At 40.7% G+C, this 15,240-nt stretch carries 12 protein-coding genes; 5 read left to right on the top strand and 7 right to left on the bottom strand.

The genetic code is table 11. The annotated features are described in order from the left end of the window. Positions 1–3: 3 nt before the first annotated feature. From benC to catA, 4 genes are all read right to left on the bottom strand, one after another. Positions 4–1,020 (bottom strand): benzoate 1,2-dioxygenase electron transfer component BenC, encoded by a 1,017-nt coding sequence (benC, locus tag B1202_RS11440; RefSeq protein ID WP_078190731.1) that lies wholly within the window; start codon positions 1,018–1,020, stop codon positions 4–6. A 94-nt stretch (positions 1,021–1,114) separates the two neighbouring features. Continuing rightward, positions 1,115–1,624, bottom strand: a complete 510-nt coding sequence (benB, locus tag B1202_RS11435) for a benzoate 1,2-dioxygenase small subunit (protein ID WP_078190730.1) — start codon at positions 1,622–1,624, stop codon at positions 1,115–1,117. Next, positions 1,621–3,018 (bottom strand): benzoate 1,2-dioxygenase large subunit, encoded by a 1,398-nt coding sequence (benA, locus tag B1202_RS11430; protein WP_078190863.1) that lies wholly within the window; start codon positions 3,016–3,018, stop codon positions 1,621–1,623. The genes benB and benA overlap by 4 nt, the downstream gene beginning before the upstream one ends. A gap of 85 nt (positions 3,019–3,103) precedes the next feature. Continuing rightward, the gene (catA, locus tag B1202_RS11425) at positions 3,104–4,024 is read right to left on the bottom strand and encodes a catechol 1,2-dioxygenase (protein ID WP_078190729.1); all 921 of its coding nucleotides are present in this window, start codon (positions 4,022–4,024) and stop codon (positions 3,104–3,106) included. A 281-nt stretch (positions 4,025–4,305) separates the two neighbouring features. Here catA and B1202_RS11420 point away from each other — a divergent pair, with 281 nt between their 5' ends. From B1202_RS11420 to B1202_RS11405, 4 genes are all read left to right on the top strand, one after another. Then, positions 4,306–5,220, top strand: coding sequence for a LysR family transcriptional regulator (locus tag B1202_RS11420; RefSeq protein WP_078190728.1), 915 nt, complete (start codon positions 4,306–4,308; stop codon positions 5,218–5,220). A gap of 191 nt (positions 5,221–5,411) precedes the next feature. After that, positions 5,412–6,785, top strand: coding sequence for an MFS transporter (locus B1202_RS11415; RefSeq protein WP_078190727.1), 1,374 nt, complete (start codon positions 5,412–5,414; stop codon positions 6,783–6,785). A 124-nt stretch (positions 6,786–6,909) separates the two neighbouring features. Continuing rightward, positions 6,910–8,223 (top strand): DcaP family trimeric outer membrane transporter, encoded by a 1,314-nt coding sequence (locus B1202_RS11410; protein ID WP_078190726.1) that lies wholly within the window; start codon positions 6,910–6,912, stop codon positions 8,221–8,223. Positions 8,224–8,592: 369 nt separating this feature from the next. Continuing rightward, complete coding sequence (locus B1202_RS11405; protein WP_078190725.1) at positions 8,593–10,722, top strand: TonB-dependent receptor family protein; 2,130 nt, start codon at positions 8,593–8,595, stop codon at positions 10,720–10,722. Positions 10,723–10,828: 106 nt separating this feature from the next. Here B1202_RS11405 and B1202_RS11400 read toward each other — a convergent pair whose 3' ends face one another. Further along, complete coding sequence (locus B1202_RS11400; RefSeq protein WP_078190724.1) at positions 10,829–12,265, bottom strand: amidase; 1,437 nt, start codon at positions 12,263–12,265, stop codon at positions 10,829–10,831. Between the two features lie 120 nt (positions 12,266–12,385). Continuing rightward, a complete protein-coding gene (locus tag B1202_RS11395) occupies positions 12,386–13,810 on the bottom strand; it encodes a PLP-dependent aminotransferase family protein (protein ID WP_078190723.1) in 1,425 nt (474 codons plus the stop codon). Between the two features lie 197 nt (positions 13,811–14,007). Between B1202_RS11395 and B1202_RS11390 the strand changes: the two genes are divergently transcribed. After that, positions 14,008–14,823, top strand: coding sequence for a hypothetical protein (locus B1202_RS11390; RefSeq protein WP_078190722.1), 816 nt, complete (start codon positions 14,008–14,010; stop codon positions 14,821–14,823). A 214-nt stretch (positions 14,824–15,037) separates the two neighbouring features. On the opposite strand, the gene B1202_RS16465 is transcribed toward B1202_RS11390, so the two are convergent. Further along, positions 15,038–15,196: a hypothetical protein gene (locus tag B1202_RS16465; protein WP_168379604.1), complete on the bottom strand. Its 159-nt coding sequence runs from the start codon at positions 15,194–15,196 to the stop codon at positions 15,038–15,040. Positions 15,197–15,240 lie beyond the last annotated feature (44 nt).

The raw sequence follows: 15,240 nt of genomic DNA, 5'->3' as shown, positions 1-15,240 counted from the left end.
CCCTTAATTCGCTGAGAATTTTTCAAACAAGAAGTTTGCAGGTTTAACGCCTTCTGTATCTAGCCAGCCACGTACCGCTTCGACCATCGGCACAGGACCACAGAGGTAAATATCGACATCGCCGTTGTTTAACCAATCTTTTTCAACATGACTAGTCACATAGCCTTTACGTTCATGCTGTGACTCAGGGTGAGCGACTACAGTACGGTATTCGAACCACGGGAGTTTGCTTTGTAATTCATCGAGCTTGTCTTTTGCCACGATGTCAAAGTCATTGGTTACGCCAAATACAAGACGAACAGGTTGCTCAGACCCTTTTTCTTCAAGCACTTGTAACATAGACATAAACGGCGCAATACCTGTACCACCTGCAAGCATGACCACAGGGCGGACGACATTACGCAGATAGAAACTACCAAAAGGTCCTTTGAAGGTCATTTTGTCGCCAGCTTTCGCATCGGCACTCAGGAAGGTACTCATTTTTCCTTCAGGGACATTACGAACCACAAAGCCTGTTAAACGATTGCCCGGCTTTGAACTAAACGAATACGAACGAGTTTCTTCAGTCCCCGGAATGCCGACATTGACGTATTGACCTGCCAAGAAGTTAATGTCCGGTTGACCTTCATCCAGTTGAATATCAAAGGTAATCGTAGAATCCGACATATTTTCAACACGAGACAATGTGCCTTGAAACTCATGAATTTCAGTTTTACACACGTCAGATGATGCACTGATTTGGAAAACCGCATCTGAACTTGGACGACATTGGCAAGCTAAAATATAACCTTGCTCAGCTTCTTCGGGGGTTAAAGCGTCTTCGATATAAGATTCTTCAGGCATGTCGTAAGTACCCGACTCACAAAATGCACGGCATGTCCCACAGGCGCCATCACGGCAATCTAGAGGGATATTGATTTTTTGACGATAGGCTGCGTCGGATAAGGTTTCACCTTGAGCAACACTAATAAAACGAGTAACGCCATCTTCAAATTGAAGTGCAACATTATGGTTTGACATGGCTGAATATCCTTTTGAAAATCTGGTATAACGTGTCCTTTCAGCCAAATATCCTTCTGGCTGAAAGTTAAACCTTGCTTAGTGAAATAAGCTTTTAGAGGTGATAAATATCAATAACTTGGTTGATATAATCGTTTTTCAGAACTACATATTTGCTGAGGATTTTTGGCTGCTCGCCTGAAAAATCAATTTCATAACGTGACATGCCAAAGTAGCTATAGTTGGTTTTGTAGCGGAAACTTAAGGTGTTCCAGTTAAAACGCACCGTGACTTTGTCGCCATCACGTTCAATAATCTCTACGTTATTAATGTTATGGCTGGTTCGAGTATCTGGCATCGTGGCAGATGAACGCTCGGTTTTAATGCGGAAGACACGGTCTTCTAAACCTTGACGGTCTGGATAATAAATCAAAGAAATCTCAGACTGTGGATCTTCCGTGAGGCGGTCATCGTCATCCCAAGCCGGCATCCAAAATGATGCAGATGGGGCATAGCACGCTAGCCATTCATCCCACTGTTCATCATCTAAAAAACGCGCTTCGCGATAGAGGAACTGAGATACAGCTTCAATGCTTACGCTGTCTAAATGTGCAGTTGCATTCATGCGACATCTCCTTGTTCATTTGCGACTTGTTCAGCTAGTTCTTTTTCTTCAGCGATGGCATGTTTCATGGTTTTTAACCAATATTGATGCTGAGCAAGGTAAAGACCTTCATCTTCCGTTTTGATGCCACTTAATAGCGGTTTTAATCCAATTTCATTGGCTGCATCATCCGGTCCATGAATCCAGTGTTTTGAACCACGGCACATGTCGTTCCATTCCAGTTCAATCCCTGCATAACCTGCTTGGCAGGCACGGAATTCTTCTAAATCATCGGGTGTTGCCATGCCTGAAGCATTAAAGAAGTCTTCATATTGACGAATACGACGTGTACGTGCTTCTGGCTCTTCACCGACAGGGGCGATACAGTAAATGGTGACTTCAGTTTTATTGACAGAAATCGGGCGTAAAACGCGAATTTGTGAACCGAATTGATCCATCAAATAGACATTTGGATAAAGACATAGGTTACGTGAACGCTCGATCATCCATTTTGACATCGGCGCGCCGAATTTTTCAGTATATTCATCGGCTTTGCTAAAGTTTGGACGGTCTTCTGGGTTAGCCCATTGGGTCCACAACAACATGTGACCACTGTCAAAACCATAAGAACCACCACCTTGCTTGCCCCAAGAACCCGCACTCATGGCACGAATATTATCAGCTGCTTGCGCTTCTTTACGGTGCTGAGTGGTCGCTGCATAGTTCCAATGCACGGCTGAAACGTGATAGCCATCTGCGCCATTTTCAGCTGTCAGTTTCCAGTTACCTTCATAGGTATAGGTAGATGAACCACGTAAAACTTCTAAACCATTTTCTGACTGACCTTCGATCATGTCGATAATTTTGGTAGTTTCACCTAAGAATTCTTCTAGACTTGGTACATCAGGATTTAAGCTTCCAAATAGAAAACCTTTATAACTTTCAAAGCGTGCGACTTTTTTCAAGTCATGTGAACCATCTTGGTTAAAGCAATCTGAATAACCCGCTTCGGCAGGGTCTTTAACTTTGAGCAATTTACCTGAGTTATTAAAGGTCCAACCATGGAATGGACATGTATACGTCGCTTTGTTGCCTTTTTTATAACGACATAACTGTGCGCCACGATGTGAGCAGGCATTGATCATGGCATTCAGTTCACCATTACGGTTACGTGCAATGATGATCGGCTGGCGACCAATATGAGTTGTGTAATAATCATTGTTATTTGGAATTTGGCTTTCATGTGCCAAATACACCCAGTTACCTTCAAAAATGTATTTCATTTCAAGATCAAACAACGCTTGATCGGTAAATACTGAGCGGTGCAGTTTAAATTCACCAGTGTCAAAATTATCGACAAGAAGTTCATCAATACGATCTAGATGGCTGGTGTTAATTACAGGAATACGTGGCATGTCCATTCTCCGACTGTCCAATGAGGGGATAGTCGCCGAGTTGTCAAACTTGGATGAGACAGCTCGGCTTCCTTAGATTGAGTAATTAAGCGCTAGCGCGTCGACGATCAACTTCAGTATTTGGTGCTGCAGCTTGTTCTTTAACTAACTCAACATTAAAGCTAATGTGTTTAAATGGCTGGTTTAGACCACGACGTGCAATTTCAGCTTCGTCTGTGATATCAACAGCAGTTGCCACCAGACCATCACGAGTTGCAAAGGCAAAGTCGTCCCAAAGGTATTTATCACCTTCGATGTTGAATTGAGTGGTTAGCTTGCGGTAGCCCGGTGCAGAGATAAAATAATGTACATGTGATGGACGGTTACCATGACGGCCTAATTTGTCTAAAACAAATTGAGTTGTGCCTTCTGGAGGACAGCCATAACCAACTGGCATCGTAGTTTGTGCAACATATTTACCGTCTTGGTCAGAAAGAATCGTACGGCGAAGGTTAAAGTCTGATTGAGACTTATCAAAGAAAGAATAGTTACCTAGGCTGTTGGCATGCCAAATTTCAACTTTAGCACCTTCAATGATGTTGCCTTCGGTATCTGTTACTGTACCTTCAATAAACAGAGTTGGAATTTTATCGGTTTCCGTACCATCATCCATACGAGCAAAGCCCACTGATTCAGGTGCGCCAGCCACATATAAAGGGCCTTCAATGGTACGTGGTGTACCACCTGTAATACCTGCTTTCGCATCAGCTTCATCGGCACGTAAATCTAGATAGTGCTCTAAACCTAAACCTGCGGCTAAAAGACCCAATTCGTTTGCTTGACCCGCATCTGTAAAATACTCAAGACCTTTCCATAGTTCAGTTTGAGTAATATCTAGATCTTCAATCGCTTGGAATAAATCACCCAATAAACGTACCACAACTTGCTGTACACGTTGGTCAACAGGCCCTGTCGCTGTATCTACGTTCATTTGTTTAATCAGAACATCAATCTCTTGACGGTTCATACTATATCTCCTTAAGTATGCATTTAAGTATGGGTGGCTATCACTCGATAAAAGAGGTCTTTGGCTGCCACGTTCCTTGTTTGGTTGTCTAACAATACTTTTTAAGTTGTTTCGTGTAGCGACTGAAGTTTCTTTCAGGTAATGGGCTGCACGATGTTTTTGATCTGTTGGATGGGATTAAAGTTGCTTAATCCTGTCTATGTGATATACCTTAAAAGAATAAAATCTTCACGTCGAAGATCAAATTTGCATTTTATTATACTTAATAGGTATCGATAGCCATGGAACTAAGACACTTAAGATACTTTGTCGCAGTGGTTGAAGAGCAGAGTTTTACCAAAGCGGCAGAAAAACTATATATAGCTCAACCACCTTTGAGTCGGCAGATTCAAAATTTGGAACATGAGCTTGGAATTCAGTTATTTGAACGCGGTAGCCGTCCGCTTAAGACTACGGAAGCAGGCCAATTTTTTTATCATCATGCTTTAAAACTTTTGTCTAATGCAGAAGAAATTAAATCGATGACGAAACGAATTGGTTTGACAGAAAGAACAGTGACAATCGGTTTTGTGAGCTCTTTATTGTTTGGTTTACTCTCGAATATTTTGTATTTATTTAAACAACAACATCCACATTTAAAAATAGAAATGGAGGAAATGGCCACTACTGAACAAATCAAAGCATTAAAAGAAGGTCGTATAGATGTCGGCTTTGGGCGTTTGCGTATTTCAGACCCTGCAATTAAACGGGTTTTACTGCGTGAAGAACGCTTAGTAGTTGCCTTACACGCTAGTCATCCTTTGGCACAAAAAAAGGAAGGAGTCTATCTTGCAGATCTGATCGATCAGCAATTGATTTTTTATCCAAATCACAACAAACCAAACTTTTCGACCCAAGTGCGTGGCATATTTTCAGAGTATGGTCTGGAACCTAAAAAAGTACGTGAAGTACGTGAATTACAACTGGCATTGGGCTTTGTTGCAGCGAACGAAGGGGTTTGTATCACCCCAATGAGTGCCCAAAGTGTGCAATTAACACATTTAACCTTTGTTCCGATCTTAGATGAAGCCGCGATTAGCCCTGTATTTATGACTGTGCGTAATATGGATGAAAGCGAAGATATTCGTGGTTTATTTGATAGTGTTTATCAAGTGTATGATTTAGAAGCGATTCCATATGATCGTGCTGTGTTTTGAATATACTGTCGATAGACGTTCAGATGAACTGCAGTTATGAAATGATCTATTTAAATAAAGCGGAATCAAGGAATTAATTTGCATTCAACTTTTTAGGTATACAAACATGCCTAATCGGTTTTGGACATTAAGCACCGACTTATTCATTGTGAAAAGCGAATTTTACAAGCTTCACAATTAGGAGGTGGGCTATGCAAAACCAGAAAATTAATATTAATACCTTGGTTGATGAAGCCAAATTTACGCCATTTCATTGGGGTGTTTTGATTTGGTGTCTTTTGATTATTATTTTTGACGGTTATGACTTGGTGATCTATGGCGTTGCCTTACCGTTGTTGATGCAAGAATGGTCCTTATCTGCGGTACAAGCCGGCTTACTGGCAAGTACGGCTTTATTTGGCATGATGTTTGGTGCCATGTGTTTTGGCACACTGTCCGATAAAATTGGTCGTAAAAAGACCATTATGATCTGTGTCGGTATCTTTAGTGGTTTTACCTTCTGTGGCGCTTTTGCAAGTACCCCAGTTGAGTTTGGTATTTTACGCTTTCTTGCCGGTCTAGGCATCGGTGGCGTTATGCCGAACGTGGTCGCGTTAATGACAGAATACGCACCAAAACGTATACGTAGCACCTTGGTTGCACTAATGTTTAGTGGTTATGCCATTGGTGGTATGGCTTCAGCATTATTGGGTGCTTGGTTAGTGCCAGTATATGGCTGGAAAATCATGTTTTATATTGCAATTATTCCATGTCTTGCACTGCCTTTAATTTGGAAATTCCTCCCTGAGTCATTGATGTATTTAACCTCAAAGCATCAAACTGATACGACTCGAACAATTGTCTCTAAAATTGCCCCTGAACAAGTCCTCACAACGGATACTCAATTTGTACTCAATGAAGTTTCTGAAGAAGACAAAGCGCCATTAAAAGCATTATTTCAACAAGGCCGTAGTTTCAGTACGTTTATGTTCTGGATTGCATTTTTCATGTGCTTATTGATGGTTTATGCACTTGGAAGTTGGTTACCAAAATTGATGATTCAAGCTGGCTATTCACTTGGTGCAAGTATGATCTTCCTCTTTGCGCTGAATATTGGTGGAATGGTAGGTGCTATTGGTGGTGGTGCTTTGGCAGACCGATTCCATATCAAAAAAGTACTGAGCATCATGTTCATGTGTGGCGCATTGGCTTTAATCTTACTGGGCTTTAACAGTCCGCAAATGGTTCTGTATACCTTAATTGCTGTTGCAGGTGCAGCTACCATCGGTTCGCAAATCCTACTTTATACCTTTGTCGCGCAGTACTACCCAACCACGGTACGTTCTACAGGAATGGGCTGGGCATCGGGCATTGGACGAATTGGTGCAATCGTTGGACCGGTACTTACTGGTGCGCTTTTAACGATGAATTTACCGCATCAGATGAACTTCTTGGTGATTGCCATTCCTGGTGTCATTGCTGCATTGGCGATCTTTATGGTGAATTTACAAGCATCGGTAGAAGCGTCTACTCAAGGTCAATCGCCAAAGATCAATACGCAAGCCATCAAAAATCCAGCGAATTAAGTCATCATTTACAGATTTAACATTACCCAAAAGTTTAAGTTTCCAGCCCTGATGCACAGCATGAGGGCTAGTGGGAAATTGTGACAAAAAATAAGGAAAGGGCATCGCCCAAATCGAGGTCAGGATGAAAACTCAAAAGCTAAATTTAGTCAAAAAAACCTTTAAAATTAAACCGATGATACTAGCTTGTGCAGCCGCGTTCCCCATGTGGACACATGCGGCAGTCAGCGAAGCTGAAGTTGAACAGTTGCGTGATGAAGTCAAAGCATTAAAAGCCATGATGCAGCAATATGTTCAGCAGCAAAACACCTTATCAAGTGAAATCAAAGACGTAAAACAAGGGCCTGTAGTTACTGCACAGACTCAAAAAACGACTCAAACACCGAGCCTGAGTTTAAATACCAAATCGGGCGCTGAGTTTAGCTTGTATGGCAATGTGCGTGCAGATGCATCTTATCAGGCAGAAGGCGGCAGCTTATCTCGCCTGTATAACCAAATGAATAGTGTTCCGCTAGAAGGGAATGCTGAAAGTTCAGATCGTTTAAAAGCAACACTTGCTGCCACACGATTAGGACTAGACTTTAAAACACCGACTCAAGTGGGAGAGGTAGGCGGTAAAATTGAAGTCGACTTTTTGGGCGCAAATGATGGACTGAGGATTCGTCATGCCTATTTGACCTATGGTGATTGGTTGGTGGGGCAAACATGGTCTAACTTTGCTGTACCTGATTATATGCCTGAAACCATTGATGCATTAGGCTATGTCGGTGGTGCTGTTAAACGTACACCGCAAGTTCGCTATAGTCACAAATTTAGTCCAGAGACAAATCTCGTACTCGCAGCGGAAGATTCTAAGGATGACAGCTCAAATATGCGTTTGCCTGCATTAACAGCGCGTTTAAACCATAAAATGACAGATACACTCATGTTGAGCGCACGTGCGATGGGGGCTGAAAAGAAAACGGATACGGATACAGAAACTGCATGGGGGCTTGGTCTAGGCGCAAAACTAGATTTGACGGATAAAACAGTGCTCAAAGCTGATTATTACCATGTCAAAGGCGACAGTAGTTTTGTGTCATGGACGAACCAAGGTTTTGTGACCAATGCGGATAAAGACATCATCGCCACCAATGAATTTGACTCGATTACAGTAGGTTTAACTCAACAAATATCAGCACAATGGCGCGGAACATTGGGCTATGGTTATATGAAAGCAGATAATAATGCTGATTATGTCAACTCATTAGTCGATAAAACCAAGGCCAATAAAAACTTGTGGCAAGCATGGGCAAATGTATTTTACAGCCCTGTTAAGCCGATTAGTTTAGGTCTGGAATATGTCTATGGTGAACGTGAAGCTTTTGGTGCTGCGCCAAATGGCAGTACTAAGGGTGAAGATAACCGAATCAATGCGGTCGCGATGTACAACTTCTAATGCCGTTACAAAGAATTGTTTAATTTAAATTGCCTTAGAAATTTCAATATCAATTTAACGAGAGCGTGATTGGAAGTATGTTCAGGATTTGACATCTAACTTTCCGAAAATCTTTCAATGCGTACTCTCAATTCATACGCGCCCTTGATCTTTATCGATTGAGGGCTTTTATCTTATTTAGAAACTTTTATTTTTTGACTAATAAATATAATTATCTGTTTTATTTCATTTAACAAATCATTTGAATATAAAAATACGAAGAAGGATATTGATAAAAATCATGAATTTTGAAATATTTTGATACATACATGATGATAAAACACACTACAATCCTTGCCGTCAATTTCGTTTCACTTAGAAGACGCAATCATGGATGTCCCTCAATTTTCCAAATATAACAACACGTCACTTAAGCTTTTAAGCCTGATGATGCTTACTGCAATGGCACAATATAGTGTTGCAGATAGCAATGTATTACCTGAAATCACGATCAACGTTGAACAAAGTTCAATGGATGAACAAATAAAAAAAGCACTAACTAAAGTAAATGGTGCAACCAATGCGATCGTTGCAGCAGACATTCAAGATATACCGAAGCGTACAAATGCTGATTTATTTAAAAATCAACCGGGGATTTACGCAGCATCTTCAGGAAATGAAGGGGTGAAACTGTCGATACGTGGCTCGGGGATCAATCGCGCCCCGGGGGCACATGCTTCAGGTTTGTATGTGAGCTTAGATGATTTGCCATTTACAGGACCAGGAGGAACACCTTATGAACTGCTTGAGCCGCTGTGGGTAGACCATATAGAGGTTTTACGAGGTGCTAATGGTTTAACACGTGGCGCATTAAGCTTGGGTGGTCTAATTAATTATGCCAGCCCAACCGGAAAAAATGCAGCAAAACTGTCAGTGCATCATGAAATGGGTAGCCACGGTTATCAAAAAAGTGAAATCAGCTCAGGACAACAAATCGGTGACTTAGACTATTATCTTTCATTAACGCAAAGTGATGATGATGGTTTTCAAGATCATTCCTCAAGCCAGAGTAAAGGTATATCGGCCAATGTGGGATATCAATTAAATCCTAACCTAGATACACGATTTTATCTGCGTTACCGAGAGACTGAACACCAAACACCGGGACGACTAACCCAACAACAGATTGAACAAGATCCAAAACAAGCAGTAGCCCTAAATATCTCACTGAATAATAATCGCCCGCAGCAGGGAAGTATTTGGTTGGCGAATAAAACCAATATGACTTTGGACTCAGGCGATCGCTTACAGTTGGGTCTGGCTTATCATCATTATCCGATGGATTTGCAAGAAGGGTTGTATAGTACAGATGTTGACTATGACGATATCAGTACCTTATTTAACTACCAATTTGACCGGATGCTATGGGGGCATGAAAGCCAAAATACTTTAGGTTTTCGTAGCACCACGCATTTGCCAGATGGTCAGGTCGTTGAACGCTTGCGTGTAGCGCAAGGCGCGTATGCTGCGGGTACAGAAACGCGGCATTATACCTACCAAGGTGGTGACTATGTTTTACATTATGCCAATGCCTTGGCACTACACCCACAGTTTTGGCTCGATAGTCGAGTTGCATTGGCGTACACCCATCGTGAAAGTGAAGTGACATGGCCTGTGCAGAGCCATAAAGAAAATATTCGTGAATGGAATGTCCTGCCATCGCTAGGTTTTCGATATCAAATCCAACCAGAAACACAGCTCTTTGCCAATGTCAGTCGAAGCTTAGAAGCACCACATCCATGGGCTTTAATTTGGGGTTCGGATCAATACTTCCCCGATGGTAGTGGCGCAGCAACGGGACGCCAAAGTGCTCCGATTCATTTGAATAGTCAGACAGCGAACACTCTTGAACTAGGTGGACGTGGTCAACATGCACTGGGTGAGTGGAATATCGCATATTACTATTCACAGGTTAAAAATGAACTGTTGGCTGTTGAAATCCAATCAGAGCCTAAAAAGATTATTGCCGAATCGAATGCTTCAGACACCATTCATCAGGGGCTTGAAGTCGGTTTAAACAGTTTACTTTGGCAAAATGATGCATATGGACAAGTTCAACTGAAACAAGCCTATACCTTGAATGATTTTCACTATAAAAATGATGCAGTATTTGGAAAAAATGAACTTGCAGGTATACCAAAACACATCTATCAGGCTGAACTTAAATATGAACATCCTTTAGGCTTTTATGCTGCGGTTAATACACTTTATGCCGCAAAGGTCGCAACCGACTATGCAAATAGTTTCTACGCAAAAGATTGGCAAATTTGGGGAGCATCATTCGGCTATATACAACCACAAAAACAATATATGGCGTGGTTGGATTTCAGAAATATGGCCAATAAAAAATATGCATCTACCGTTACACCGGGCTATAACGACGCCGGCAAAGATCCTGCTCGTTTAACACCGGGCGAAGGTCGGGCGGTATATGCAGGACTGACGTATCATTTTAATTAAGCATCTTGTATTCAAATACAGTGAACAATTGAAAAACCTTGATTCGCAGATTTGAAAATAAAAAAAGGGAGCCCATCAGCTCCCTTTTTTATCCTTGCATGGGCTGTTATGCAATTCGAGGCATATCTTGAATACGTCGCCATGGCTGAGCTTCTTCAATTTCAAATGCCAGTTCAATTAATGTTTTTTCATCCCCGACATCGGCTGATATTTGCATACTGATCGGTAGTCCGTCGTTTTGCGTTTCTCCCATAGGAATCGACATACCCGGCGCACCCACCACATTTTGGATAGGTGTAAATGTCACATAGTTCTGTATACGCTCAAATAACTGGTCAAACGGTAATTGAGGTGACAAATAGCCAATTTTAGGTGTGGTATGTGCAAGTACAGGCGATAGCAAAACGTCATAATGCTTAAAGATTTCACGATATTGCTGCTGCATTTTCTTTAATCGATACAGAAATAGCGGGGTTTTATAAAAGTTCTTTTTATACAACTTCGATAAACCAACGGTTAAGTGATCTAACTCTTTGGGATTAAAGTCAGCGCCAAAGATTTTCTTGCCAAAGGTACTCAGTAAAAAGGACAACATCCCCCAATATTCACTGAAATCTTCAACAAAGCTTAAGGAAAAAGGTAACTGAAGTTCTTCAACATGATGACCTAATTGTTCTAAGAGTGTTGCGCTATGCATTAAGGTTGCAGTTGTTTCACTATCTATTTGCCCTGTAATTGATTGTGGGACTAAACCGATGCGTAGTCGACGTTTAGAAGGGCCATGAATCATGCCTATGCGTGGCAGCTTTTTATTGTAGTAACTTGACTCCATTCCTGCATAGAAATGCGCTGTATCGCGTATGCTACGGGTTAGGACACCTTCACTGATGATATTAATCGGAAGAGAAGCTGCTGCTTCACTGTCATAAGTACGGCCACGGCTAGGCTTTAATCCAATCAGACCGCAGCATGCAGCAGGGATTCGAATCGAACCACCGCCATCATTGGCATGGGCAATCGGCACTACACCGGCTGCAACGAGAGCTGCGGAACCCCCTGAAGATGCACCGCAGGAATAACTTAAATGCCAAGGGTTATAGGTGGCTGATCCATCTTTATATTCGGTGCTGGCATTTAGACCAAATTCAGGGAGCTTGGATTTTCCTAATACGACAAACCCTTGATCTAAGATTTGTTGGCTAATTTGAGGATTACGATCGGCTGGTTTTGAACCGATGGCCTTTGAACCATGGCGTGAGGGCAATCCTTGATAATCTAGATTATCTTTAAAGAAAAAAGGGACGCCTGCAAAAAGACCATGATCAACATATTGATTTTGCTCTAAAGCACGTTGAAAACAGTCCAGTTCAATGGCATTTAGATGCGGATTGACTTGTTCCGCACGTGCAATGGCCGCTTGTGTTATTTCCTGTACAGAGGCTTCTTTAGATTTGATGAGCTGTGCAATCCCCACAGCATCTAGATCTGTGAGTACATCCGAACTAAAGGCATGTATGCGTTGACTGTGTTTTTGATCTTCCATGAACTAACCTATTTGTTTTTTGAATTTTGGTAAATATTGAATGAATTCGTTGTTATCTCAACAACAAATATATGTATTTGAACAATATCTGTTTGAGCATAATAATGACAATAAAAATTGTCAAATATTCGTCTGATCTGAGGAAAGTGCAGAGATTGTACTAAGGAGGGCATCTAAAGCCTGTTGAATATCATCCTTCCATGCAAAGGAACAATTTAAACGGATATATTGAGTTTTGGCTTCCGCAACATTAAATAAACGGCCTGGTGCAACGCCGATCTGCTGTTGAATTAAGGCTTCATAGACTGCCATGCTTTCAATGTTTTCTGGTAATTTTAACCAAAGAAAATAACCACTTGGATGATATTGTAATTTGCATCCAGTCGGTAGGCGGCTTTCCAAATAACGGTAAAACTGTAATTTGTGTTGCTGTAGACTTTTTCTTAGAACCCGTAAATGTTTTTCATAATGATAATTTGAAATAAATTCCACCAAGGCATTTTGCAATAAGGTATTGACGGAAATCGTGCTCATAAGCTGTAAGTGTTGAATCGCTTGAGAATATTTACCCGCATGCACCCAACCGACCCGAAATGCAGCGCCCAACGTTTTAGAAAAAGATGAGCAATGTAAGACCATATTATTTTGGTCAAAATATTTCATTGAAACAGGTTTCTTGGACGCATAATGCATTTCCTCATACACATCGTCCTCAATTAAATGCACATGATATTGGTGTAATAACACGGCAATTTTATGCTTGATTTCATCACTGACTGTGAAGCCCACAGGATTATGCGAATTCAGCATCAGCCAACAGATCTTGACGGGATAAGTTTTTAAAATATGTTCAAATGCGGTTAAATCAAAACCGTCTTGTGGATGTTCAGGTAAGGTCACCACTTTAAGGCCTAAGCGCTCTGCAGCTTGCAAGGCGCCATAGAAAATATTTTGCTGTAACACAATATAATCACCCAGTGAAGCTATGGCCTGTAAGGAAAGATTCAATGCATCCATGCAACCTGAGGTAATCACAATATCCTCTGGATCTGTGGCAATGCCTTGCATGCAATAACGCTGTGCAATTAACTTACGTAGGGCTAAATTACCGGGTGGAAGATTATCAATGGCATCGTAACTTTTGGGATTTCTGGAAATTTGCCCCATGATTTGGGTTAACTTTTTAGAAAAAACAATATCTTGAGCTGGAAAGGCTGAACCCAATGGAACGATTTTTTCATCTTGTATCGATTTTAAATACTTAAAGACCAGAGAGTTAATTTCAACGGGAGTGTTTAAGGACACGATTTGAGCGTGTTCAGCTTCTATTTCGAGCAAGCCTTGCGCTATATAGTAGCCTGATTTTTCACGTGCATAGATTAAGCCACGCGATTCTAACTCCTGATAAGCATTCATGACCGTGATTAAACTAAAGCCGGACAACTGCACTTGTTCACGTAAAGACGGGAGTTTTTCGTGCGCTTTTAAAGTGCCATTTTCAATCAGTTGACGTAGGTGCTGTGCGAGCTGTTCCGATTTATACATAGTCATCAACAAGTCAAGATTCTGTTATAAATATATCAGTAAAAGTAACCCAGCATTATATTTTTATAACAGATGAGTCTGTACTGTTATATGTTTTTTCAAATTCACTGTATCTAGTTTTAAGCTTGAATTTTTTATAAGGTGCATTAACCACAACACTTGTGGTGTCAAATGGTATGGAAGTTAGGGAGTTGACTATGTTTAAAGCCAGTGAATTAGAACTGTTACAACATTTACTGGTGGGTGTTCCATTGACAGATTCAACGCTGCATCTGTTGCAACAACAGCATACTAATTTAGAAGCAGTACTTTTACGCAGTCGAATTTTGCGCCAAGTACAGCAAGTGGGCTATGTCAGTATTTGTCAGGAGCTTATGAATGCCAAGGCTGAAAATGCGGCTTTTTTATTTGCACCTTTTATCTTAGCGAATTTGAATCAGAAGGTGATCTACGCTACACCGCAAAGCCCTGAAAATGTTGCGATATTGAATCGTTATTATCAAGCGGAGGCTAAACTTAGCGCATTTAAAGTTGATGATGTTTTATCGGGACTCAATGTCTACATTGAGCTAAATAATGAACAGCTATCGCCAGCAGAATACTTCTATTTTAGTTTGATCAATAGCTTATGTAATCCTAAAGTTTCCAAAATTATTTATATTACACATCTACATATCGACTTAGAAAAATTAAATCAACTTGCTGAATATTTAGATGTTGAAATCCATGTCTTGGCGGATAAAGCTGAACCGATTGATTTTGATTTAAGTAAAATCAATATGTTAAAGCTGCTATTTAAAGACAAAGATCAGCAATATATCGATTTATGCCAAAAGTTTTCGTTTATCAATGCGAAAATTTTACAACGATTAGGTTTATATGAATTTGACCGTGCGCAAGTCTTGGTAGAAGACATGTTTTATTCAGAACACATCTTTGAAAAAATGTCGGTCTACGGTGAATATATTCAAACGCATCTACAGCACCAAGTGAAAAAGCAGAGTCCTGCATAAGCGACTCAGATGGGAAAGTAATTTTATAGCTGTGATTTGATCACTTTAAAAATGCAAAAAACTTGCAAATCTAGACTTACAAGCTTTTTTAAAATTCAAATTTAAACCAACTTATTTGGCCTAATGATCAATTCATTATGAACTGATCATGAGCGGATATGAAATGTAAGATATACATGCAATAGCGAGTTGCAATAAGCGAATAGATTATCGTTTAAGGTAGATAGGAATTATCTGCACCAACGACAAACGCTACACCAATACAGAATAAAAGCACATAGATCGAGAACCAAATAATGGCACGTTTAAAGGCCTTATCTGAAATTTCACTGTCTGCATATTTTTGCGGTTTTTTAGGCTCTTGATTGCTCATAAGATGTACTCTAAATCCCTAGTGGTTATAGGTGATTATTGGGG

It is taken from the genome of Acinetobacter amyesii (genome assembly GCF_002018365.1).
Taxonomy (GTDB): domain Bacteria; phylum Pseudomonadota; class Gammaproteobacteria; order Pseudomonadales; family Moraxellaceae; genus Acinetobacter; species Acinetobacter amyesii.
The sequence above is the reverse complement of the archived record's forward strand: the minus strand, read 5'-3'. Positions and strand labels throughout refer to the sequence as shown.